This window comes from Streptomyces sp. NPDC026206, from assembly GCF_040638465.1.
Classification (GTDB): domain Bacteria; phylum Actinomycetota; class Actinomycetes; order Streptomycetales; family Streptomycetaceae; genus Streptomyces.
This window is the reverse complement of the sequence record NZ_JBEZYL010000002.1, coordinates 385,169-409,827: the sequence shown is the minus strand read 5'-3', so window position 1 is coordinate 409,827 and position 24,659 is coordinate 385,169. Positions and strand designations below refer to the sequence as shown.

The 24,659-nt window shown below is 69.3% G+C and carries 13 protein-coding genes and 3 pseudogenes; 8 read left to right on the top strand and 8 right to left on the bottom strand.

Annotation, left to right across the window (positions count from 1 at the left end):
- Window positions 1-165: 165 nt before the first annotated feature.
- The 4 genes and pseudogenes from AB0F13_RS05280 (at window position 166) to AB0F13_RS05265 (ending at window position 10,931) form a co-directional block, all read left to right on the top strand.
- A complete protein-coding gene (locus AB0F13_RS05280) occupies window positions 166-7,599 on the top strand; it encodes an SDR family NAD(P)-dependent oxidoreductase (protein ID WP_362075440.1) in 7,434 nt (2,477 codons plus the stop codon).
- On the top strand, window positions 7,596-8,984 hold the full coding sequence (locus tag AB0F13_RS05275; protein ID WP_362075437.1) for a hypothetical protein: 1,389 nt from the start codon (window positions 7,596-7,598) through the stop codon (window positions 8,982-8,984). The genes AB0F13_RS05280 and AB0F13_RS05275 overlap by 4 nt, the downstream gene beginning before the upstream one ends.
- A gap of 2 nt (window positions 8,985-8,986) precedes the next feature.
- A pseudogene (locus tag AB0F13_RS05270) lies at window positions 8,987-9,550 on the top strand (SDR family NAD(P)-dependent oxidoreductase); the annotation flags it as partial.
- Window positions 9,551-9,836: 286 nt separating this feature from the next.
- Entirely contained in the window at window positions 9,837-10,931 is a 1,095-nt protein-coding gene (locus tag AB0F13_RS05265; RefSeq protein ID WP_362075435.1) for a ferritin-like domain-containing protein, read from the top strand.
- A gap of 26 nt (window positions 10,932-10,957) precedes the next feature.
- Here the strand turns inward: AB0F13_RS05265 and AB0F13_RS05260 are convergent, their stop codons facing one another.
- Together AB0F13_RS05260 and AB0F13_RS05255 are read right to left on the bottom strand one after the other, a co-directional pair.
- A complete protein-coding gene (locus tag AB0F13_RS05260; protein ID WP_362075432.1) occupies window positions 10,958-13,357 on the bottom strand; it encodes an MMPL family transporter in 2,400 nt (799 codons plus the stop codon).
- Window positions 13,358-14,346: 989 nt separating this feature from the next.
- A complete protein-coding gene (locus AB0F13_RS05255; protein WP_362075429.1) occupies window positions 14,347-15,636 on the bottom strand; it encodes a glycosyltransferase family 4 protein in 1,290 nt (429 codons plus the stop codon).
- 371 nt (window positions 15,637-16,007) lie between these two features.
- On the opposite strand from AB0F13_RS05255, the gene AB0F13_RS05250 reads away from it, so the two are divergent.
- Both AB0F13_RS05250 and AB0F13_RS05245 read left to right on the top strand, forming a co-directional pair.
- Entirely contained in the window at window positions 16,008-17,156 is a 1,149-nt protein-coding gene (locus AB0F13_RS05250) for a histidine kinase (protein WP_362075426.1), read from the top strand.
- Window positions 17,153-17,827 (top strand): response regulator transcription factor, encoded by a 675-nt coding sequence (locus AB0F13_RS05245; RefSeq protein WP_362075423.1) that lies wholly within the window; start codon window positions 17,153-17,155, stop codon window positions 17,825-17,827. Before AB0F13_RS05250 ends, AB0F13_RS05245 begins: the two co-directional genes overlap by 4 nt.
- A gap of 209 nt (window positions 17,828-18,036) precedes the next feature.
- Here the strand turns inward: AB0F13_RS05245 and AB0F13_RS05240 are convergent.
- A pseudogene (locus AB0F13_RS05240) lies at window positions 18,037-18,196 on the bottom strand (Na+/H+ antiporter NhaA); the annotation flags it as partial.
- A gap of 1,277 nt (window positions 18,197-19,473) precedes the next feature.
- Here AB0F13_RS05240 and AB0F13_RS05235 point away from each other — a divergent pair.
- Together AB0F13_RS05235 and AB0F13_RS05230 are read left to right on the top strand one after the other, a co-directional pair.
- Window positions 19,474-20,844, top strand: coding sequence for a glycosyltransferase (locus AB0F13_RS05235; RefSeq protein ID WP_362076050.1), 1,371 nt, complete (start codon window positions 19,474-19,476; stop codon window positions 20,842-20,844).
- A 10-nt stretch (window positions 20,845-20,854) separates the two neighbouring features.
- A complete protein-coding gene (locus AB0F13_RS05230; protein WP_362076047.1) occupies window positions 20,855-21,823 on the top strand; it encodes an NAD-dependent epimerase/dehydratase family protein in 969 nt (322 codons plus the stop codon).
- An 85-nt stretch (window positions 21,824-21,908) separates the two neighbouring features.
- Here AB0F13_RS05230 and AB0F13_RS05225 read toward each other — a convergent pair whose 3' ends face one another.
- From AB0F13_RS05225 to AB0F13_RS05205, 5 genes and pseudogenes are all read right to left on the bottom strand, one after another.
- Complete coding sequence (locus AB0F13_RS05225) at window positions 21,909-22,409, bottom strand: acyl carrier protein (RefSeq protein ID WP_362075420.1); 501 nt, start codon at window positions 22,407-22,409, stop codon at window positions 21,909-21,911.
- Window positions 22,373-22,705 (bottom strand): hypothetical protein, encoded by a 333-nt coding sequence (locus AB0F13_RS05220; RefSeq protein ID WP_362075417.1) that lies wholly within the window; start codon window positions 22,703-22,705, stop codon window positions 22,373-22,375. Before AB0F13_RS05220 ends, AB0F13_RS05225 begins: the two co-directional genes overlap by 37 nt.
- On the bottom strand, window positions 22,621-23,289 hold the full coding sequence (locus tag AB0F13_RS05215; protein WP_362076044.1) for a beta-ketoacyl synthase N-terminal-like domain-containing protein: 669 nt from the start codon (window positions 23,287-23,289) through the stop codon (window positions 22,621-22,623). Before AB0F13_RS05215 ends, AB0F13_RS05220 begins: the two co-directional genes overlap by 85 nt.
- 71 nt (window positions 23,290-23,360) lie before the next feature.
- Window positions 23,361-23,432 (bottom strand): annotated as a pseudogene (locus AB0F13_RS05210) (SDR family oxidoreductase); the annotation flags it as partial.
- Between the two features lie 44 nt (window positions 23,433-23,476).
- On the bottom strand, window positions 23,477-24,658 hold the full coding sequence (locus tag AB0F13_RS05205; RefSeq protein ID WP_362075414.1) for an acyl-CoA dehydrogenase family protein: 1,182 nt from the start codon (window positions 24,656-24,658) through the stop codon (window positions 23,477-23,479).
- Between the last annotated feature and the right edge of the window lies 1 nt (window position 24,659).

Here is a 24,659-nt window from a genome sequence, read left to right as displayed (position 1 = left end):
GCTGGCGGAAAGGGTGACTTGGCGGGCGCAAACTCCCTGCCGCCACACGGGTGAGAGCGGCCCATTTGTGCCTGTAGGTCCCCATATGCTCCTGCTTGGTCCGTCTGGGCCGGCCGGGTCGCGCCTGCGGCTTGCTCGTCTATCCCTTCCAGTGAGGAGAGCTGAATGCAGGAGGGCCAATCCGCTGCGCCGTCGTCGGCTATTGCGGTCGTGGGCGTGGCGTGTCGGCTTCCAGGCCGCGTTCAACGCCTCGACGATCTCGCATCGCTCCTCATGTCAGGGCAGGATGCCGTTTCCAGCGTTCCACCGGACCGGTTCGACGTCGCCGAGTTCCTGGACGGCGGCCGTCGCAGGCCCGGTCGTACCTACACCGTGGCGGGCGGGTTCCTCGACGACGTTACGGGTTTTGACTGCGGGTACTTCTCCTGGGTCTCTCCCCGCGAGGCGTCCCGGATGGACCCGCAGCAGCGACTGCTGCTGGAACTCGCCGTGGAGGCCCTGGACGACGCGGCCGTGGACACCGAACGTCTCGCGGGCACGAGCGGTGCCGTGTTCATCGGCTGCTCCAGCAAGGACTTCGGAGCCCTGCAGGCCACACGCCCCGACTCGGGCAACGCCTACACCATGTCCGGGACAGCCGGCGGCAACACCGCCAACCGGATCTCCCATCTGCTTGACTGGCACGGCCAGAGCGTGACCGTCGACACCGCCTGCTCTTCGGCCCTGACCGCCCTCCACCAGGCCTGCGAGCACCTCCGCACGGGCAAGTCCGCCCTGGCCTTGGCCGGCGGCGTCAACGTGCTGCTCGATCCACATGTCTACAGCGGGTTCTCCGACGCGTCGATGCTCTCGCCGACGGGGCGATGCCGAGCTTTCTCCGCCGACGCCGACGGTTACGTGCGGGCTGAGGGTGGCGGACTGCTGCTACTCAAGCCATTGGCCGAGGCTCTTGCGGACGGCGACCGCGTGCACGCGGTGATCGTGGCCAGCGGCACCAACAACGACGGCCGCACTGCGGGGCTTGCCCTGCCCAACGGCAAGGCCCAACGGCTTCTGCTGGAGCAGGTGTACGGCGACGCCGGGATCTCGCCCGACCGGCTCGTGTACCTGGAGGCCCATGGGACAGGCACCCCGGTAGGCGACCCCATCGAGTGCACCGCCATCGGCGAGGCCCTCGCGCAGCATCGCACAGTGGGGCCGCTGCCGATTGGCTCGGTCAAGTCCAACATCGGCCACTCGGAGGCCGGTGCGGGTATGGCGGGGCTCCTCAAAGCCCTGCTGGTGCTCCGGCACCGCACGGCGCCGGCTACCCTCCACGCCGAGCGGCTCAACCCTGCGACCGACTTCGACGAGCTGCAGCTCCGGCCGACGGTGACCGCGGAACCCGTCGAGGTGACTGCCCAGTCCGTCGTCGGCGTGAACTCTTTCGGCTTCGGCGGTGCCAACGCCCATGTAGTACTGGCGCCCCCTCCCTTGCCTGCATCACCGTGCACCACAGCCTTCACCGAGCCGCTGCCCCTGGTCGTCTCAGCGCGTACGCCCGAAGCGCTCGCCGACTCCTGCACTCGAATGGCGGAGCGGCTGGAGACCTGTGGTGCCGGGGAGTTCTACGATGTCGCCCACACCGCTACCCGCCGGCGCACCCATCATCCATACCGCACAGCGCTGCTGGCCTCCACTGCGGAGGAGGCGGCGCAGGCGCTACGCGGTGCGGCCCGCGCGGAACGCCCGGCGCCCGGGTTGTCCTCCGCGCAGGCGGTCGGCGACGGGAGGATCGTCTTCGCCTTCGCAGGCAATGGATCGCAGTGGTCGGGTATGGGGGCCGACCTGCTCGCAGACGAGCCGGTGTTCCGAGAGACGATCGAAGCGGTGGACGCCGAGCTCGGCCGCCATCTCGACTGGTCCGTTGCCGAGGAAATGACCGCTGACGCGGAACATTCCCGGATCCGCGACACGAGAGTGGCCCAACCTCTGCTGTTCGCCTTCCAACTCGGTCTTGTGGAGCTGCTCGCGGCCCGCGGTATTCGCCCCGCGGCGGTCACCGGGCACAGTGTCGGCGAGATTGCCGCCGCGTACACTGCCGGGGCACTGTCGCTGGAGGACGCCGCGCGGGTGGTCGCCTACCGCAGTCGCGCCCAGGCGCTCACCGCGGGCAAGGGCACCATGGCCGCGGTGGGTCTTTCCGAGGAAGACGTCCTCAAGGAGCTCTTCCGCTACGGCAGCCGCCTCGAGCTGGCCGGGGTCAACACCCATTGTGACACCACGGTCGCCGGGGACAGCGAGGCTCTCACCGCGTTCGGCGAGGAACTCAGCATGCGCGGCATCTTCTTCCGTCCCCTCGACCTCGACCACGCCTTCCACAGCCGCGAGATGGACGTCATCGAGGAGCCCCTGCGCGCCTCCCTGGCCGCAGTGCGTTCCCAGCCGACCCGACTGCCGTTCACGTCGACAGTCACCGGCGCGCTGCTGGCGGAGGACGAACAACTGGATGCGGCGTACTGGTGGCACAACGTACGACGCCCAGTGCTCTTCGCTCCGGCCGTGGACACTCTGCTTGATCTGGGCGCCGATATCCTGATGGATGTGGGCCCGCACGCGGTACTCAGCCCGTACCTCAAGCGCCTCGGGCTCCGCCGCCGCGACCGCTCCGTGGCCGTGATCCGCACCTGCACCCGGCGCGGGGACGCGCCCGCAGCGGTCCGTACGGCGGTGGCCCACGCCCTGGCGGCGGGCGCCGATGTCGACCTGGATGCCCTCCTGCCGCGCCCGGGCCGCGTGGTGGACCTGCCTGCCTACCCCTGGCAACGCGAGCGGCACTGGAACGGCGCACCGGACTGGTGGGGCCGGGTCACGAGCGACGGCACAGTGTCCCGTCCCCTGCTGGGCCAGCGCGCCGCGGTGGCCGCACCGACCTGGCACGGACCGCTGACCTCGGCCCGCACTCCGTGGCTGGACGACCACCGAGTGGGCGCCACCCCTGTGCTGCCGGGCACCGCCTACGCGGAGGCGGCACTGGAGGCGGGCTGCGAGGCCCTCGGCACCCACGCGTTGGAGGTGACGGACTTGCTCTTCACGGCGGCCTGTGTGCTGCCGGGCGAGGACAGCACCGACGAACTGCTGCTGCAGACCTCCCTCGATCCGCAGACGGGGGCAGTCGAGATCGCCAGTCGCACCGGGCGGACCGGCACGTGGCGGCCGCACGCCCGTGGCCGAGTGCGGCGGCTGCACCGGGCGGCTCCGGAGCGCACGGACATCGCCGACGTCATGGCCCGCCTGGAGGCCCGGCCGGGAGCCGTGGCCAAGCACTACGCGGCGCTGTCCCAGGCCGGGGTGGTGCACGGGCCCGCGTTCCAGGTTCTCACCGAGTTGCGGGCCGGGGACGGCGAAGCCCTTTCCGCCTACCGCCTCCAGGCCGACACCTCCGGCTATCTGGCCCACCCGGCGCTGCTGGACGGCGCCCTCCAGACCGGCGCGCCGCTGCTGGCTGCCCTCGCTGACGGGCACCTCTTCCTGCCCGCGGGCATCGACGGCGTCCGGTTCTGGCGCCGTCCCGCGGACAGCGGCTTCGTCCACGTCACTGCCCGCACCCTCGGCGACCGCCACGCAGTGTGGGACTTGCGTGTGCTGGATGCGAGCGGCGAGGTGAGCATGGAACTCACAGGCTGTCGTCTGCGCCGTTTCGACCAGGTCGGGATCCCTCTCGGACGATACGAGATCGCCCTACGCGCAGCTCCGGCCACCGCCTTGCCGGCCGCGGTGCACCTTCCTTCCCCTGACGCCCTGCTGGCCGCCACGCGTGAGGAACGGCGGCGTCTCACCGAGATCGCGGACGACCGCTATGCGCGTTTCGCCGCATGCAACTGGCTTGCGCTCGGCCACTACGCAGCCCGCGCCTTTGCTGAGCTCCTGCCCGCAGAAGGTGAGTTCGGCACGCTCGAGCTTCGAGAGGCGGGGGTGCGCGCCGCGTACATGCCCCTGCTGAAGCTGCTCCTCCGCGCTGCATGCGACAGCGGCACGCTCACGCCCAGCGGGCCACAGACGCCCGCCCGCTGGCGATTCACCGAGACCCTGCCCGACCCCGACGCACAGGTCCACGCACAGCTGCGGGAGCTGCCCGACTGGGCGGCGGCAAGCGTCGGCTTCAACATGGGCCGGCCACACCTGGCTGACATCCTCCGCGGTAGAGCCGACCCGCGCGAGATGTTCTTCGCAGGCGCCGACCAGCATTTGATGACCCAGCTGTACAGCGACTCGCCGCAGATGAGGCTGCACAACCTCTACGCCCGCGACCTGGTGCGCGAGATCGTCCGCCACTGGCCCCAGGGCCGTCCCCTGCGAGTGCTCGAACTGGGCGCCGGTACGGGCGGCCTGACGGGAGCTGTCCTGTCAGCGCTCCCGGCCGACCGCACGTGTTACATCTTCACCGACGTCAGCTCTGCGTTCTTCGCCCGCGCCAAAACGCGTTTCCGCGACTACGACTTCATGACGTACCGCGTCCTCGACCTGGACAAGGACCTTGAGGAGCAGGGATTCGCCGACGGCCGGTTCGACCTCGTCCTCGCGGCCAACGTGCTGCACGCCACCGCCGACGTCCAGGACGCCGCCGAGCGGGTGGGGCGTCTGCTGGCCGACGGCGGTCTGCTGATCGGCCTGGAAAGCCTCGAAGACGACTTGGTCGGCTCGCTGTTCGGGCTGCTCGACGAGTACTGGGCCTGCACCGACGAACGCCGAGGTGGCTCTCCGTTGCTGTCCAGGGACCTCTGGACGGAGTGCCTGACGAGTTCGGGCTTCGCAGAGGTGGGGTACACGGGCGTGGTACCGGATCCGGAGCGTGCGGACAACACCGTCCTGGTCGCCCGTCGCGCGCCCCGCACGAATGCCCCGCCGCCCGCTTCGGCGCCTGATCCGGCCGAGGGAGCCTGGGCCGTCATCACGGAACCCGCATCGCGCGCGCTCGGGCAAGCCGTAGCCGCACGGCTGGCCGCACCGGTGACCGAGCTGCCCGAGGGGGTGCGCCTGTCGGAGCTTCCCTTGGGCGAGCCCGGGGCGCCACTGCGCGCCGTCGTCCTCTTGGACGCCAGATCCCTCCTGGAGACCCTGGGTGCCGGGGGTCCCCGGGTCTCCGGCGGCCCTGAGGACGTGGACCGGTTGACCGTCGCCCGCGCTCGAGCGCTGCGCGACCTGACCGGCGAACTGGCCGCTGCGCAATCCGAGCTGTGGCTCGTGACGCCGCCCACAGGGCTCTTCCCGGCCCCTGAGCGTCCCCTCAGCCCGGCAGACGCCCCCGTGTGGGGTCTCGGGCGGGTGCTCGGGAACGAGTACCCGGGCGTACGGGTCCGCAGGATCTCCCTCGAACCCACCGGCGACCCGGACCGCGACGCGGACCGTCTGGCCGAGGAACTGCGCGCCGGCGAAGACGGCTCGGAGCGTGTCCTGACCGCCGAGGGCCGCTTCCGCCCCACGTTGATCACCGAGAGGCCGCCCACTCTCACGGGGGGAGGCGGCTACCGCTTGCAGCTGCACGACCCCGGACTCGGGCATCGGCTGAGCTGGGTCGAGGAGGCCGTGCGACGACCGGGCGAGGGAGAACTGCTGATCGAGGTCGCGGCCGCCGCCCTCAACTACCGCGATGTCATGGTCGCCACCGGACTGGTGCCTGACGAGCACGCCCCGGACCACGGCGGACCACGTCTTGGCCTGGAGTGCGCCGGTGTCGTCACCGAGGCCGGGGCGGGCGTGCACGGCTTTTCCGCCGGCGACCGGGTCTACGCATCCGGTTACGGCTGCCTCGCCTCCCATGTGGTGGTTCGCGCCGACCAGGCCGGCCCTGTGCCCGAGGGCATGCGATTCACCGAGGCGGCCACCCTGCCTGCCGTGTTCCTCACCGTGCAGTACGCACTGGAGGAAATGGCCCGGCTGCGCTCCGGGGAGGTGGTCCTGGTTCACAGCGGCGCGGGCGGAGTGGGGCTCGCGGCGATCCAGTACGCCCTGGGCCTGGGCGCCGAGGTGATCGCCACTGCCGGAACGCCCGCCAAGCGCCGGCTACTGCGCAGCCTCGGGGTGCGCCACGTCTTCGACTCCCGCGACCTCGCTTTCGCCGAGGAAGTGCGCGCGGCCACCGAGGGCCGGGGCGTGGATGTCGTCCTCAACTCACTGGCCGGGGAAAGTATTGCCCGCGGGCTGGAGTGCCTGCGCCCCGGCGGCCGGTTCATCGAGCTGGGCAAGCGTGACCTGTACGCCAACTCCCCGCTGCTGCTGGGACCGTTCCGCAACAACATCGCCTACTTCGGCGTTGACGTGGGAAGTCTGGCCGCGCAGTCACCGGAGACGGCCGCCGGCCAGTTCGCGCAGCTGACCCGGCGTATCACCGACGGACGGTACGAGCCACTGCTGCACCAGGTCTACGCGGCCGACCGAGTCACGGAGGCTTTCCAGAGCCTGCTGCACTCCAAGCACATCGGCAAGGTCGTTGTCGACCTTGCCCAGGCTCCGCCGATCACGGCTGAGGACGGCGGTGTCCTGTCCCTGCGCCCCGATGCCTCCTACCTCGTCACTGGTGGGTTCTCCGGCCTGGGCGCCGCCTTCGCCGAGTTCCTGGCCGAGGGGGGCGCCCGCCATCTGGTGCTCGTCGGCCGCCGCGGCGCCGCCACACCCGAGGGCGCCGGCCTCCTCGAGCGGCTCGCCGCGCGGGGCGTCGAGGTACGCGCCCACGCCGCCGACATCGCCGAACCGGGCACCGTGGCACGCATCCTGGCGGAAGCGCAGAACATCGGGCACCCAGTGCGCGGGGTACTCCATGCGGCCATGCACATCGACGACGCCCCGCTGGCGGAGCTGTCTGCGGAACGGTTCGCCGAGGTCCTGCGCCCCAAGGTCGCCGGCACCCTGGCCCTCGACCGCGCCACCCGGGACCAGGAGCTGGACTTCTTCGTCGTGTGCTCGTCGGTCAGTGCGCTGGTCGGTAACCGTCATCAGGGGCCCTACTGCGCCGCCAACGCCTTTGGCGAAGCGGTGGTGCGCGAGCGTCGACGCGCCGCACTGCCGGGCCTCTCCGTTGAGTGGGGCAACATCCGGGGTACCGGGTACGTTCAGCGGACGGGCCTGCTGGACAAGATGGAACGCGGCGGCGTGGGCGCTCTGGACCCTGGGGAAGGCTGGCGTGTCCTCAATGAGCTCGTCGTTCGCCAAAGTGAGTCGGCGATCGTCGGCCGTCTCGACTGGCAGCGCATCCGGCAGCTGTTCCCGGCTCTCGATGCCGGCCTGTTCGAGGCGGGTGACGAGAGCGAGGCGGGCTCCGGTGCGGAAAGCGCGGAGCAGGTGCAGACCCGATTGGAGGCTCTCTCCCCGGAGGAGGGCGCCGAGGCGGTCGCAGAGCTGCTGGCCGAACTGGTGGCGAAGGTTCTGCAGACGTCGGTCGAACGCGTCGACCGCACCTGCCGACTCGACGGGCTGGGCCTGGACTCCCTCATGGTCGTCGAGCTTTCCGTCATGGTACGCAAGCGGCTCGGCTGCGACATTGCCGTACTGGAGCTGATCTCCGCGGGATCGCTCGACGACCTCGCCCGCCGGGTGCTGCCCCTGATCCGAGGAGACCGATGACCGTCGCACCCCTTGCCTCCGCCCTCCCCGACCTGACCGGGCTGCCCTGGTGGCGCCCCTGCCTGGTGCAGGTCGTCGGCGCCGAGCACGCCGCCCCGACTCTGGCGGCCTTCGTACGACAGCTCGTTGCCGCCTTCGAGGAGCAGGGCCACACCGTGGTCGAGACCTCGCACGGCGATGTGGACCTGTTGCTGGTGGCCACCCGTGTCCCACAGGGCCCTGCGCCGTTGCGCGAGCGGCTGCCTGAGCAGGTGCCGCCGCTTGCTGTGGCAGCGTGTCAGGAGCATGGGCTGCGGGTCGGTTCGCGGCAGGTCGTCGTCCTCGCCGAGGTGCCGGAGCGGCTGAGCGGCCTGCCGCACGAGGAGGTGGTCGCTACCGCACGTACGGCCATGGCCCGGATGGCGGCTCCCAAGGTGCTGTTCGTCTCCCGGGGCGAGCAGCCCGGCGAGGTCGCCGAGGCCACCCTGTGCACGCTCGAAGGCGGGCACCCGACGGAGACCGAGCGCATCCCGGACCGGATGCGCGACCGCCTCGTGACCGCGGCCTGCGCCCGCGAGGTGGCCGATGCCTGCGAGGTGGTGCCCGACGCCGTACCGGCCCGCGTCTGGGACGCCAGTCCTGTGCCCGGGCAGCTCGCCCGCGCGGGCCGGATCATGGGGGAACTGAACCTGCTGCCCGAGCCCGTCGACATCGGCCGGTACGTATCATCCGAACTGGCCCGCATGTACGAGGCGTACATGGGCTGGAAGCGGCTCAGTGAAGGCATGCTCTTCCTCGTCGACCCCGAACTCGACGCCCTGGTCGTGAGCGCATCCGGTAGCTGGGTTGTCGACAAGCGGACGCTGGGCCGCAACGACGTCACGATTGTGGCGCTCGACCCTCCTGACAGTCCCCTACGGGTCCTCGCGCCGGAAGGCTGTCGCCCGCTGGGCCCCTCGGTGGAGGCATGGGAGGTACGCGCCTTCCTGCACGCGGTGCCCAAAGTCCGGGTGAGCCGTACGACGTCGGGGGGGTGGGAGCCACGACCGGACGGCGAGCGTGAAGTGCCCCTGATCCGGGCCGGGATCCACGCCCATGTGGGGGTCGAGCGGGCCGACGCAGCACACATCGAGACGGTGCCGCCCGATCGGGAACGCTATCCGTACGGTTTCGGGTGCGGCACTGACCTGATGGGCAAAGTCGCGGCCGACACCGTACACCGCTCCCGGGCCGTACACGACGCCGACGATGCCCGGCTCTACGTGCGCTGGCCGATGCTCTACCACGGTGAGATGGCCGTGGAGCTGTGGAAACCCGGCTTGCCCGCCGAGCCACTGAGCGGGCTGCTCGACGTCTTCGCCGGCTCCGTGGTTTTCCGTCCCGACCACATCGAACAGCCGGTCTGACCATGGCCCTCGCACTGGTCACCGGAGCGAGTTCGGGAATCGGGGAGGCCTTCGCGCACCAACTCGCGCGGGACGGGCACAACCTCGTCCTCGTCGCCCGCACCCCGGACGCCCTGGAACGGACCGCCCGCACGCTGCGGGCGGCCACCGGCCGAAACGTCGATGTCCTTCCCGCCGACCTCGCCACCGCAGAGGGCTGCGCCGCGGTGGAGGAGCGACTGCGCTCAGGCCCACCCGTGGACGTCCTGGTCAACAACGCCGGGACGGCGCTGGGCCGCCCGTTCCCCACCACGTCCGTCGTGGAGGAAAGCGCCCTGCTCGACCTCAACATCCGGGCCGTGATGCGGCTCACCCACGCCGCCCTGCCGCGCATGCTCCGGGCCGGCAGCGGAGCGATCGTGAACGTCGCCTCGGTCGCCGGGTGCGGGCCCTCATGGCTGGCCAGCAGCTATCCGGCCAGCAAGGCATGGGTCATCGCCTTCAGTGAGTCCATCGGCCGGTCCAAGGGTGTGCGCCAGGCGGGAATCCGCGTGCTCGCGGTACTGCCCGGCTACACCCGTACAGCCCTGCACGAGCGCAACGCCATCGACACCGCGCACTTCCCGTCCTGGATGTGGCTGCCCGCCGACCGGATCGCCGCCACGGCCCTGCGGACCTGCGGCGCGGCCGGGTGGTATCCGTGCCCGGACGCCGGTACCGGGCGGTCGTACGGGCCATGCGGCACCTGCCGCGCGCCCTGGTGCTGCCGCTGTGCTGGGACCTCAGTCGTACGACCGCCTGGGACCTGGGCCATGCCGGCACCGACCAACCGGGCTGCGGCGATCCCACTCGGCCCTTACAGGAGGAGAAGCCATGACGGCCACCGATGCGCATCCCCCGTCCACCTGGGAGGTCCCCTCCTCCGGCGCGGCTCGCTTCAACTGGGAGTACGGCCAGGGCCGGGAGCGGCTGCTGGCGCTGTACCAGAAGGGCAAAGACAGGCAGTGGGACTCAGATCTGCGGATCGACTGGCACATTGACGTCGATCCCCACGACGCGCTCGGCACTCCGGACGAACTGATCCCGCTGTTCGGCACCCATCACTGGCGGCGCATGGACGAGCGGGAGCGCGCCGAACTGCGCCGCCACTACGCGTCCTGGCTGTTCAGCCAGTTCCTCCACGGTGAGCAGGGTGCGATGGTATGCGCGGCCCGGATCGTGGAGGCGGCCCCGGACCTGGACGCGAAGTTCTACTCCGCCACCCAGACCATGGATGAGGCACGTCACGCGGAGGTCTACAGCCGCTTCCTCCGGGAGAAGGTCGGCCTGGTCTATCCCATCAACGACAACCTCCAGTCGCTCCTCGGTGACACGCTCCGCGATTCACGCTGGGACATGCCGTACCTCGGCATGCAGGTCCTCATCGAGGGCCTGGCCCTCGCCGCCTTCGGCATGCTGCGTGACACCACGGACAAGGAGCTGCCTCGCCAGATCCTCACCTTTGTGATGCAGGACGAGGCCCGTCATGTTGCCTTCGGCAGGATGGCCCTGCGCGACCATTACGCCCAGCTCAGTCAGGCCGAGGTACGCGAGCGGGAGGACTTCGTCGTCGAGGGCTGTTATCTGATGCGGGACCGCTTCCTGGGGCTCGAAGTGCTGGAGAACTTCGGGATTCCCCGGCAGGAGGCCGTCCGGCTGACCGAGCAGTCCGAGTTCACGCATTTCTTCCGCAAGCTGCTGTTCCGGCGGATCGTGCCCTGTGTCAAGGACATCGGGCTGCTGGGAGAAAGGCTGCGGCGGGCCTTCGTCGACCTGGGCGTGCTCGACCTCGGCGGCACCGGTCTGGAGCTGCTGATGGCCGACGACGAGGACCGGGCCGAGCGACTGGACCGGGCCCGCTTCGAGCGTGAGGAAGCCGCGCGACGGAAGGAGGTGGCCGAAGCCGTCGAACGAGGTTCCGAGGCCTGAGTCTCCACGACATCTCGGGCATGCGTCTACCCGTGGCCCGCGCGGTCCCGAGGCAGCAGCACCGCGCGGCCCCGCAGCAGGGGAGCGGGTGCCCACCAGTTCCACCGTCCTGCCAGACCCATCACGGCCGGCACCAGCAGACAGCGTACGAGCGTGGCGTCGATGGCCACGGCAAGGGCAAGCGCCGCCCCCAGCAGCTGAAGCACTGTCAGGGATGAGGAGACCAGGGCACCCATCACAATGATCAAGGTGAGGGCTGCTGCGGTCATCAGCGGACCGGTGCGGCGCAGCCCCTCGGCGACGGCCGCGCCGTTGTCTCCCGAGCTCAGGTACTCCTCGCGGATCCTGGCCACGAGGAAGACCTCGTAGTCCATGGACACCCCGAACGCCACGCAGAACACGACCACCGGGATCATCGGGTCCAGATGCCCGGTGGCTGACCCTCCCAGCCGGGCCGACAGTTCCCCGTCCTGGAACAGCACGACCATCGCGCCCATGGTGGCCGCCAGGGTGAGCAGGTTCATCAAGATGGCCTTGACCGGCACGAGCAGACTTCCGTTGTACAGGAAGAGCAGCACGCCGACTGCGAGCGTGATCAACACGGCGGCCCAGCCCAGGTGCAGGGCCAGGCTGCGCCGCATGTCCACCAGCGCAGCCGTCTCGCCCGCGACCATCACGGGCCCAGGGGCAGACATCGTGCGCACCACGGCGACGAGGTCCCGTGCCGGGCCGCTGTACGGGGAGGCGGAGGTGGTGACGGTGTACCAGACGCCGGTTTGCGAAGCTCGCTCGGCACCCCCTGCTACGCGATGGGGGGCGGCTGCATGGCCGGGGGCCTCTTTACGCTCTGGAGTCTCCGCTTGAGCGTGAGCGTCGGCATAGCCGGGGACTTTACTGGGAACGTCGTTGTTGGCGGGGTCACGACTCGAGACCTCCGCCTGGCCGACGCCAGTCGTGTGCTCGTCGACCTTGGTGGTTGGATACGGCCCCAGCACTGCGGTTACGGAGTCGAATTCTGACAACCTCTCGTCCAACCCGGCGGCCGCAGCTGTGCCTGGTCCCAGGCTCGGGAACAGCACCGTGACGGTGGAGCCCCGCAGCGCGGGAAAGTCTTCAGCGGCGCGTTCGGCCGCCGCCCGCGGCGGCGCCTGGCGGGCCAGCCATGACTCGTCGATGAAACCGGATCGCGCCCCCGCGAGGGGCGCAGCCAGCGCGAGCAGCACGACGGACACGACGGTAGCCACGGCGACGGGGCGGCGCAGCACCTGTCCTGCCAGCCACTCCCACGAACGCTGCTCGCGGACCGGACTGCGCCGGCGCAGGATCCCACCCCTTGTGCCCAGGCGGTTCCCCAGCAAGGCCAGCAGCGCCGGTAGCAGGACCAGAGCGCCGACTCCGGCCAGCGCGACCACCGCCATCGACGCGGCGCCCAGTGACCGGAAGAACGGGGTGGGGAAAAACAGCAAGGCAGACAGCGAGAGTCCGACGACGGCGGCGGAGACCACAACGGTCCGCCCGGCCGTGCGCACGGTCGAGGCGACGGCCTCTGCCGTCCCCGCGCCTCTCGTGACCTCCTCCCGGAACCGGCTGACCATGATCAGGCTGTAGTCGACGGCAAGGCCGAAGCCCAGCGCGGTGACAATATTCGGGGCGAAGACGGACACTTGGAGTCGGTCGGCGAGCAGGGACAGCACCGCCAGCGCCCCCGAGATGCTCACCAGCCCCATGGCCAACGGCAGCAAACAGGCGGTAAACGAACCGAAGATGAGTACCAGCGCGATCGCCACCAACGGAATTCCGATCATCTCCGAGGTAATCAGATCCCGCTGGCTGCGCTCCTCCGCGTAGCGGTTGACCGCGAGCCGTCCAGACGCTTCAATCCGCAGCGGTCCCAGATCCCCGGTGTACCGCTCGATGACCCGGGACGCAGTCCGCCCGGCCTGCTCGTCGTCACCGCGGATCCCTACCTCCAGCAGCGCAGAGCGCCCGTCCCGCGACAGCAGTGCGTCGGCTTGCTGCTGAGGCACGGTCCACGGGGATGCCACCGACAGCACCCCCGGTACAGCGGCCACATGGCGTACGAGGTCCCGGCCCGCGTCGCGCGCTGCGCCCTCCTGAACCGACTGCGTGGACCGGGCGGTCAGCCGAAGTTTGGCCGGTACGGCCCCGTAGCGGTCGGCCAGCAGGCGCTCGGCGCGGCTCGACTCGGCGGCGGGATCCAGATAACCCCCATCGACCAGCCGGTCGCCAAGACCGAGCGACAGCGGGAGACTCATGAGTACGGCGAGTGCAGAGAACAGCACGATCGGCCACCGTCGAACCACAGCCCAATGCCGCTCCGATTCGCCAGCTGCGGGGCGATTAACCACGTTTTCCCGCGTCACCAGCATCAACGACCCCAGTCGTAAATCGAATTTCGGGTACACCGGCCCTGGCGACATCATCGGTGCTCATCGGACCGCATACCTGAAAAGGCACAGAGATCCCCCACGTTCAGGCGAACAGGACAATTCCGACGGCCGAGGGGCCGACTGCTCGGTGGTGCCCTGACGAGTGGCGCAACTACCCGATGGGATGGTTCGCTTCGGTTGTGAAGTGAGCTGGTTCGCCGGGTTGCCGGGGGCTTGCCACCCAGAAGATCGGCTACGGGGGCTTCTTAAAAAGAAGCGGCGATCGGAGGTGTGCCTCTCGTCATGGCGTCGGCCACAACCATGCTGGAATCGGATTGACGGCGGTGCCAGCCGGCGAAGGGATACGCAACTCATCACCATCACCGGAAAGGCGGGCACCTGCGCAGGCACCACTGTGGTTGCCGGATGACTAGTATGACCGCCGCTTGGCAGCCCTGCCCGAGCCAGTCGGCCGGCTCCAGGCGGGCTGGGCGGTGAAGGGGGCCACAGCAAGTGCCGACGCGGGAACGCCGAAGCCCTACTCATTGGTTCAAGGGCGTCGTGGCCCGCACCTCGGCCCCATTGCCGGCCCCCAGTCCCGGTCATGGTCAAGGCGCCCCCGGGACGACGCCGAAAGCCGTGCCTTCAGAACCCGTCCGTCGGCCTCGCCGACTCTGGTCGCTCCCCGCCGCCTCACCCGCGGGGGATCAAAGGTCGCACTCCCGGTTGCGCCGGGCGGGCGGTCGGAACCGTGACTGCGCTGTAGTTGGCAAGGCCCCTATCGGGACACGCCCCCCACCGGCCCGGTGCCGGCACGCACCGCCCCACACCCGAAGATCGACACATCCGTAACAAGGCACCCGGCCCACTCTCACACGAGTCAGACCCCGACGCGGGACAGCACCCGTCGATTTTGCCCCACAGCCGCCCTACGACGGCGTGCTTCTGAAAGTCCCGCCTCGCAGGGACCTCCTGTGCCAGGGGGCCTTTAGGTGAGGACCAGCCGCAGTGCTGGGGTGTTGTCATCACCGCATGCGAGCTGTCAGCGCGCCGCGGCGCAGGCGGCGCACCGCTCCGCGTGCCAGGAGGGTGCCGGTGGCCCGGTGCAGCGCCACCGTCCCCAGGAGCGGGTTGCCCTCGCGTGATCCGGTCGCACCCGGGGGAAGAGCGTTGCGACGGGCGAGTGAGGCGGTGAGCAGTTCGTCGTAGCAACGGGCGGCGTCCTGGGGTGCGAAGGCTTGAGCGACGCGTTCGCGGGCGACTGCCCCCATCCGGGCGCGCAGCTGCTGGTCGTCCATGAGTCGCAGCAGAGCGGCGCTGTAGGCGCGGACGTTGTCGCGCGGTACCAGGAGACCGTCGACGCCGTCGCGAATGATCTCGCGTGGGCCGTGCGGGCAGTCCGTGCTGACCACAGGCAGTCCGCAGCGCATCGCCTCCGTGATGGTCATGCCGAAGGACTCCTGCGCCGAGGTGATCGCCGCTATGGATCCTTTGGCCCATTCCGGGTCCAGTGGGGTCACGGCCCCCATGAGCCGCACCCGGTCGCCCAGGCCGCGGCGTTCGACGTCGGCGGCAAGGCGGTCCTTCTCGGGGCCTCCACCGTAGATGCGCAGGGTCCAGTCGGGGCGCTGTGCGCTGATCCGGGCGAAGGCTTCGATGAGCATGTCGTACCGCTTCACCCGGGTCAGGCGTCCGGCGGCCACGATGACCTTGGCGGTGTGGTCGGCTGCGGCCGCCGGGGTGCTGGGCACGCTGTTGGGAATGGCCGTGATCAGGTCGTGCGGGAGGCGCAGGCCGGTGCGGTGCGCCCGGGCATCGGCCCGCGTCATCGTCACCAGTGCGTCGAGACGCGGGTACCAGCGTTGCAGTTCGCGACGCAGGCGGTGCGGGTGACTGTCGTGCGTGAGGTGCTCCTGGCCGATGCGCAGGGCGTCGCGAGGACCGAAGCGGGCTAGCAGGACGTTGAGTCCGGTGCGGGCGCTGATCACGGCCTCCGCGTCGGTTGTGGCCAGCCAGTCGATGATCCGTTGCTCGGCGAGGCGGTGGTACTGGCCGGCGCGGCTTTCGCCCGCGGGAAAATGGACGCCGGGCTGTCCGGCGCGCGGATCCGCCATGTCCGACGCGGAGCTGCGGCGGTCCACCAGAGCGGTGAGGGGCACTCCCGGTGGCGGGTCGAGCTGCGGTCTCGCCCGGTGCCGGAAGACGGAGACGAGGCGCACGTCGTGCCGCTCGACGAGGGACGCGGCCAGGTTGAAGGTCGTTCTGGTCGTGCCACCGATGGCATAGGCGTTGTGCAGCAGAAACGCGATGCGCATGGAGATGCCATCCTCAGCTTTTCTCTGTCTTGGCTTCTGGTTCGGGGCGCGTGCCGAAGCTCGCGCGCGTCCGGGGCCGCAAGTCGCGCACTTCCGGGGCTGCCGGAAATCAAGCAACCGGGAATTCCCGGAACGACTCACCAAAGAAATGTTAAAAGCGGGTAGCCGCTGAGGCATCGGCAGAAAGTCGATGGTGTGCGGTGACGAAAGGATGAGTCACCGCGGCGGAATATACTTAGGTACAGAATCAGGCACATAGGTAAGCACGCTGCGTCCTGTAGCGGTATGCCGGGCCAGTCGGCGACGTATGCTTCGCCGTTGTGAGCTGGAAGGAAATTTCCCCTGTCCGTCGTGGTCGCATCACCGATGCGATGGTCGTGATCGGGGCGGCGGGTCTTTCGATGGCCGTGGGCTACGCCCGGGCGCGGGGTGTGTGGCTGTACCCGCGGCTCACGTCGGTCGTCCCCCTGGCACTGGACCATGTCCTTCCGCCGCCGTTCAAGGGCCGCACGGATCTGCTGGTGCCGCTGGCGGCCAGTGCGCTGTTGTGGTGGCGGCGCCGGTGGCCGGTCCCCATCGCGGTGGTGCTGGCGCTCTTGTCGACCATCTGGCCGCTGATCCCCGCGGCCCTCGTCGCCTTGTTCACCGCGGCCGCCATTCGCCCCTGGCGGACCACGCTCGCTGTCACGGCGTCCGCGCTGCTGCCCTTTGCGCTGTATTTGGCGCTGCATTCGCAACTCGTCGGGGTGAAGATGCCGGCGGCGGCGCCCACGGGGAGTGTCCTGGTGGGCGTGCTGGTGAGCGCGGCCGTCGGCTGGGGCATGTTCGTACGCGTATCGCGCGAGAGCACCGAGCACGCCAGGAGGGAGGCGGCTTTGCGCGCCGACCACGTCCGTCAGCGCGAGCGCGAATCACTGGCACGCGAAATGCACGACGTCCTCGCGCACCGCCTGTCCCTGCTGAGCCTGCACGCGGGAGCACTGGAGGTGAACCCCGGCGCGCCCGCTGACCAGGTCAGGCAGGCAGCAGCGGTCATCCGCTCCAGTGCTCATCAGGCTCTGGAGGATTTGCAGGAGGTTCTCGGCGTGCTGCGCGCCCCCCTGACCGACACGACACGGTCCGAACCGCCCCAGCCGGTGCTGGCCGATCTGGTCCACCTGGTGCAGGAGTCGCGTACGGCCGGCATGCGGATCGACCTGGACGAGTCGGTCACCGACGGAGCGAAAGCACCCGGTGCCACGGGGCGGACCGCGTACCGGGTCGTACAGGAAGCCCTGACCAACGCCCGCAAGCACGCCCCCGGCCAACCTGTGACGATCACGGTCCACGGAGCACCAGGTGCGGGACTGACCGTGGAGGTGACCAACCCGGTGCCCGAAGGCACCAGGCCCTGCGTCCCCGGGAGCGAGCTCGGCCTCATCGGCCTCCAAGAGCGCGCGGCTCTGGTCGGCGGTGCCCTCACCTACGGTCGTCATGGACAGACCCACCGGGTCCAGGCACGGCTGCCGTGGCCCGCATGATCCGGGTCCTGCTCGTCGACGACGATGCCCTCGTCCGCGCGGGCCTGCGCATGATGCTCGCCTCCGCCGACGACATCGAGGTCGTCGGCGAGGCCGCCGACGGCGGTGCAGTCGAGGCACTGGTGGATCAGCACACCCCCGACCTCGTCCTCATGGACATCCGGATGCCCACCGTCGACGGCCTGGAGGCCACCCGCCTCCTGCGGGCCCGCCGCCGAGCGCCGGAGATCGTGGTGCTGACCACGTTCATCAGCGATGACTACGTCCTGCGCGCTCTACAGGCCGGAGCTGCGGGTTTCCTGCTCAAGCACACCCACCCCGACCGGATCATCAACGCGGTACGCCGGGCCGCGGCCGGCGAGCCGGTCATGTCGCCCGAAGCTCTGGGCCGGCTGATCGGCACGGTGACGACCGGCCCGCCCGGCACCCCCGTACCGGCACCGGCATCGGTACGGGAAGGTGAAGCCCAGCGGCTGCTCGGCCTCCTCGGAGACCGTGAGCAGGAGGTCGCAGTCGCCATCGGCCAAGGAAAGACCAACGCCGAGATCTCGTCCGACCTCTATATGAGCGTGCCCACCGTCAAATCCCATGTTTCGCATATCCTGGCCAAACTCGGTTTGAACAACCGCGTGCAGATCGCCCTGTTGGTCTACCGTTCCGGCAGAGTGTGATATCGCGGGTTCGCCGACCGAAACCGTCAGCTCCTGGCACTTCACCGGATACGGCGCCCGCGCCGCCGTCGCCATCTCGGCCGTCCATCTCTGGCCGCGCTGCTTCGCATGGGCTTGATCGGCCGAAGGTCCTGCCGGCGCCGCCGAGGTGTGCTGATAGATGTCGGGGATACCGTCGGCATCGGCGTCGACGGTCTTTCCCAGGCGTCGGTGAAGCCGACTCCGGTGAGAACGGCGAGGCCGAGGACATCAGCCCAGGCGAGGTCGGGTTGAGTCGGGCGGGGTGAAGCGGGCGGCGAGACAGGTGCCCAGGAACAGGCCGAGGGTCTCGCCCGTGACCAGGCCGAGGACGACGCCGAGCGGTTTAGGGCAGGGCCCAGACGGCGATGCCGAGCGGTACGTACCACCACCAGCCACGCAGGCGCAGGCGCTATTGCCAGTGAACCCACCGAATCCCTGGAAGCCGAGGTCGACCGCCTCGCCTCCGGCGGCTATCGCCGAACCGCCTGGAGCGTCGCCATGATCTTGGACACTCGATCTCTATGCCGCGAGGGCGTGTCGGTGGCGCTGCCTGGTCTCGAGCGACGTAGCGCTTGAGGCATCGGACAATCTCGCGCCGCCGGTCAGAACCGTGACGACGCCTGGCTGAACGGCAGGCCCCTATCGGGACACGCCCCGCCCGCCCGGTGTTCGGCACGCACCATCCCTGGTCAGCGGTCGACACAGCTGAGACAAGACACCCCGGTCAGAAATCTCATGAGCCAGACCCGGCGGCCCGGGACAGCACCCACCGCTTCTCAGTCCCCTGCACGCCGCAGGTCCATTCCCAGAACTCTGGGCGCGCGATTGAAGCACCCTGCGCCCGCGGCACCGCGGCCCCCATCGACACCGGCCTCCGCAGGCGAGAAGACGTCGAAGGCCGCCTGGCAGCGAACAAGTCCGCGTCGTGCCACACGTCGCCTGCACTTACGGCGAGTTCACGGAAGGCAGTACCGGTCGGCCGGGGCGAGGGGGTGACGGTTCACGGCGTGCCCGATGAACCGTCAGCCGACCAGGCAGCTTGGGTTCCGCTACGAGATTTGGGCCCCCACCGGCGGCCTTGAGGGTGCCGACGATCAGGAGTCGGAGCCAGGGGTAGGCGGCGTCGCGGTCGTGGCGGGCCTGCCAGGCGATGAGGACCGGAACGGTTGCGGCAGGCTCCGGCGCGCTGCCAGATGCCTGGCATCGTCAGGTTGAAAATGGCTCACTGAGCTTGCCAACCGGGGACGCCACACCGCAACCACCGGCCGGCCAATGGGGGCGCGGGCAGTCAGGCCTTCAGCCGATTCACTCCTCCGAGGGATTGTCCCCTTACCTCTGTCCCCCCATCCTGGGCAGGTGATCATGCCGCTCACCGGTGTCGCTGATTTTCCGGGTTCGAGGATTCTCCTCGGCCTCTTGTCCCCCGTGGTCGCGCCACTGGGCCGGGGACCCATCAGCTGCTCCGCGCCGGTGCACGTGCGGCGCTGGCGGCAGTTGTAGACCCTGCCGGACACGGTCGGACGTTTCGCTTAATCGTGACCTGGAACTGGACTCGCTAACGGCCCCCGAGTTGAGAACCCACGGTGAACCGGGCGTTCTGATGCGATCTGCTCGTCGTGGAGTTGATGCACGCCGCCAGTGTCGGCGGCCTGGCCGAGCGCCTGCGCCGGGCAGGGAACAGTTGGGTCCGCACCACCCACCAGAGGACGGACATGCCGCAGAGAATCAGCATCATTTCGCTGGGGGCGCGAGGCGACACCCAGCCGTACGTCGCATTGGGCGGGGCCTTGCGGCAGAGGGGCCTCGACGTCCACCTTGTCGGCTCGCCACGTTATGCGGACCTCTTGTCCGGCACCGGCGTGCAGTTCTCGTCCGTCGAGCCCGACATCGAATCTCTGATCGCCAGCCCCGACGGGCAGCGGTGGCTTGCTGCAGGGCAGGGAGCGGTGCCGTTCGCGCGGTGGATGAAGCGGGTCGTCGGGCCCGCGGTGGACCAGCTACTCGAAGAGACGGCCGCAGCCGTGCAGGAGAGTGACTGCTTCGTCTACTCTCCTTTCGCTCTCCCGGCTGCGAGCTTCGCGGAACGCATGGGCGTGCCGTCGGTCATGGCTTCCTTCATGCCGGCTCACCCGACGCGGGACTTTCCTGCGATCGGGTTCCACCGTTCATTGGGAGACATCGGTAACAGGCTCAGTCTCCGGCTTACAGAACAAGCCTTCTGGCAGGTGTTCCGAAAGCGGGTCAACGCATGGCGCGGGAAAACCCTCGGGCTGCCCCCGTGGCCGTTCACAGGTCCGTTCAAAGAGGCGCGGCAGATGTCTCGTCCGACGCTCTACTGCTTCAGCACTTCCGTTCTTGCGGTTCCTCACGACTGGCCAAAGTGTGCCCACGTCACGGGGTATTGGCAGCTTAATCCACCCACGGGATGGCAGCCTCCGGGGCCTCTTGCCGACTTCATGGAAGCCGACACGGCCCCTATCGTGTACGTCGGGTTCGGAAGCATGGTCTCAGGTGCTCCCGAACAGCGTTACCGCTTGATTCGCTCCGCACTCAGGAAAGCCGGCGCGCGCGGTGTGTTTCTCGGTGACCCGAAGAAGCTGGAATCTGACGACCTTGTTCAGGTCGTCCCGCATGTGCCGCACACATGGCTCTTCCCACGGATCGCTGCCGCCGTGCACCATGGGGGAGCGAGCACCGTCGGTGCGAGCCTCACTGCCGGAATCCCTACGATCGTCTGCCCGCACTTCCTCGATCAGCCCTTCTGGGGAGCCCGGGTGCACGCTCTGGGCGCGGGGCCTCGGCCGCTGCCCGCCCGTGAGCTGACAGCTCACAGTCTCGCCGATGCTGTGTCCGCGGCTCTCGGCGACGCCTCGATGCGCCGTACGGCTGCCGAGCTCGGGCAGCAGCTGCGTGCAGAAACCGGAATTCACAGAGCCTGCGACATCATCGAAAGCACGCTCCATCAAACATCGGGTAGGGGAACGGCTGCTGAGTGAGATGACCTTGATGACCGCACATCCGAAAGCAGTGGTTGCCGGCGGGGCCGGATTCCTCGGCTCCCACGTGTGTCAGCGCCTCATCTCCGACGGCTACGAAGTCCTCTGCGTAGACAACCTCAGCACGGGCAGGGAGAGCAATGTCCGCCACCTGCTGGAGCACGCAAGCTTTTCCTTCCTCCGCGCGGACGTGGCCGCGGATCGCTTCACCGTCGACGGCGACGTGGACCTCGTGCTTCACCTCGCCTCGCCCGCGTCCCCGGCCGCATACTCAGCCAAGCCGGTGGAAACACTCATGGCGGGATCCCATGGGACGCGGAGTCTGCTTGAGCTGGCTCGGAGCAAAGGCGCACGTTTTCTCCTGGCGTCCACCAGCGAGGTCTACGGTGACCCGCAGGTCCATCCGCAGAGCGAAGGGTATTGGGGGCATGTCAACCCGGTGGGTCCGCGCAGTGCCTATGACGAAGCGAAGCGCTTCGCAGAAGCGCTAACGGTGGCATATCGGCAAACCTTCAGAATGAACACCGGAATCGTCCGGATCTTCAACACGTATGGTCCGCGGATGCAGGCGGACGACGGGCGGATGGTGCCCACCTTCATCCGGCAGGCTCTGAGCGGAAGTCCTCTCACCGTCCATGGCCATGGCCGGCAGACACGCTCGCTGTGCTACGTGGACGACACGACCGAAGGGTTGATGCGGCTCGCCCGCTCACAACATTCGGGACCGGTGAACCTCGGCAGTCCGCGCGAGCTGACCGTACGGTGTATCGCGGAGATGGTGCGCGTTGTGACGCGATCCGATTCACCGATCGAGTCCGTTGCCGCAATGGTCGACGACCCCAAGGTCCGGTGTCCGGACATCTCTCTCGCGACGGCAATCCTGGATTGGGCCCCCGCCGTCCCCCTTGAGGCGGGTTTGGCGATCACGGCCGAGTGGATGGCCGGAGAACTCGTCGGCGCACCGCAGGCCGGTGCGTGACCGTGTCGCCGGGAGCACATCACGGTGAGCGGCGGTGGACCGCGCGGACCGTCCGGCGTTGGACGGTCCGCGGCCGCCACTACGCTCAGGAACCGCTCAGTGCCCTGTCGAGGCGTTGAGTCAGCCCGTCGATGCTGCCTGCGGCCATCAGCTCCATGATGGGAAGGTCGCGGCCGAACACCCGGTGCATAGAGACCTTGAGTTGGGTGCTCATCAGCGAGTCCAGGCCGAGGTCCGCGAGGTTCGCCGTGCGGTCGATGCGATCCCGGGTGGTCTGCAAAACGGTGGCCGTGAGTTCCGTAAGGGTGTCGGCGATCAGAGTCGTGCGCAGCTCCGCACTGTCCGCCTTGGCCAGCCGTTTCCTGAAGTCCTCCGCTCCTGTGTGGCCGGAAAGGCTTTCTGTGTCCTCCGGCTGCTTGGCGAACCGCGGAGTGTGCAGGGCGGGCAATACCTTGGCCAGTCGCGCCCAGTCCATGCAGCCGACCACGGCCGTCTGCGTGCCGCGGCTCAGGAAGCGGCTCAACGCCTCGCACGCGGTAGCGGGCGGAATCAGTCCGATACCGGAGCCGGCGATGGTGTCCGACATGATGCTTCGTACGACGTATCCCGTCTCACCGATGCCTCCCCATGCCAGTGCCGAGCCCGGCAGACCGGCGGACCGGCGTGCCCGCACCAGGGACTCCAGGAAAAAACTGCCTCGATGGCGCCGGTGGCTCCCAGGGAGTGGCCAAGTGTGCCCTTCAGGGAGGTGACGGGTGGTACGTGCGGGAAGACCTCGTGGAGCGCGTGGGATTCCATCAGATCGTTCTCACGGGTGGCGGTGCCGTGGGCGTTGATGAAGCCGACGTCCTGGGGGGACAAGCCGGCGTCGTGGAGGGCCATGCGCAGAGCCTGCGCGGCGCCTCGGCCCTGCGGGTGGGGGCGGCGATGTGGTGGGCGTCGCAGGAGGCACCGTAGCCGGCGAGGTGGGCCCGCGGAACGATGCCTCGGGCCCGGGCGTGGGCGGCGCGTTCGAGGACCATGAGGCCGGCGCCTTCGCTCAGGACGAAGCCGTCCCGATCCCGGTCGAAGGGGCGCGATGCGGCGGCAGGTGCGTGGCAGCGGCGTGAAAGGGCTCGCATTTGGGAGAAGCAGGCAGCGGGGATGCGCGTACGGTTGGCCTCGGCTCCACCGGCGAGGGCGATGTCGCAGCTGCCCGCGCGCAGCAGGTCGCGCGCGATGCCCAGGGCGGTCGTGCCCGACGCGCACGCTGTGGAGACTGCCAGGGTCGGGCCCTGGGTTTGCAGGTCAAGGGCGATCTCTCCGGCGATCATGCTCGGCACACTGCGGACGATCGCCAGCGGGGAGACGAGCTCGGAGCGGTTTTCGGCGATTTTGGCGAATTCGCTCTCGTACTGGTCGAAGCTGCAGGTCCCGATGCCGATGACGACTGCCACACGGGCCGGATCCCACGTGCCGCCCGCCAGGCCCGCGTCCGTGACGGCCTCGCGGGCGGCGACGAGGGCCCGTCGTCCCGGACGAGCGCGACGACATCGGCCCCTTGGGCCAGGAAGCGGGCCAGCAGATGGGAGCCGAGAAAGCCGGTTGCACCGGTCAGGGCGATGAGCATACGCCCGTGTCCCTTCGTGTGGTCGGCAACCCGCCATGGCTGCCTCAGTACGACTTCGGCAACCCCAGCGATCCGTGGGCAATGTGGTTGAGGATCATTTCCTGGCTGACCGGTGCGACGCGGATGACCCGGGACAGTCCGAGCAAAGGGGCGACACCGTACTCCGTGCACATGCCGTTCCCGCCGAAGACCTGCAGTACCTTGTCGGCGGTCCGGGCGGCGGCCTCGGCCGCGGCGTACTTGGCCATGTTCGCCGCTTCACCGGCGATCTTGTGTTGTCCCAGGTCGCAAAGCGCCGCGGCCTTTGCGGTCATCAGCCGGGCCAGCTCGGTCTCGATCGAGGCCTTGGCGAGGGGGTGAGCGATGCCCTGATGGGCCCCGATGGGCATCTGCCACACCGTGCGTTCGCGGGCGTAGTCGACAGCGCGGCGCAGAGCCAGTGAGCCGAGCCCGGTGGCCAGGGACGCGGCCACCAGTCGTTCCGGGTTGAGCCCGGCGAACAGCGGCTTGAGCCCGCCCTCCCCGGCCGTCACTCTTGCCGCGTGCGGTACCCGGACGTCATCGAAGAACAGGGCGTGCTGCTCTTCGGCCAGCGCGACGTCCATGGGAATGGGGTGCCACTCCAAGCCTGGAGCGTCGCGTTCGACGACGAACAGCCCCGGGGCCACCTCGCCCGAGGGGAGTTCGGCGCGGGCGACGACCATGACGGCCGCAGCTGTGTCGACACCGGAGGTGAAGACCTTACGGCCGGACAGCACCCAGTCGTGCCGGTCGCGCCGGGCCGTGGTGGCGATGCGGTAACTGTTGGAGCCGGCGTCCGCCTCGGTGATCGCGAAGGCCATGGTCCCGCTGCCGTCCGCGATGCCCGGCAGCCACCGGCGCTTTTGTTCCTCCGTGCCGAAGCGGGCCAGGATGGTCCCGCACACCGCCGAGGACACCATGAGCATGAGCAGGGGGCAGCCGTGGGCGGCGATCTCCTCGGCCACCACGCACAGTTCGGCCATACCGGCGCCGCCGCCCCCGTAAGCCTCCGGCAGGTGTACCCCGGTGAAACCGCAGCGTCCCAGGTCGGCCCAGAGGTCCTCGCACCGCTTGCCCGCGCGTACCTCCTGCAGGAAGTACGCCATCCCGTAGTCGCGCCCCACTTGTGCGACAGCACGGCGAAGACCGGACCGCTCCTCACCGCCCAGCGTGATGGAGCACCCGTCCGCAGCTGCTCGTGACATC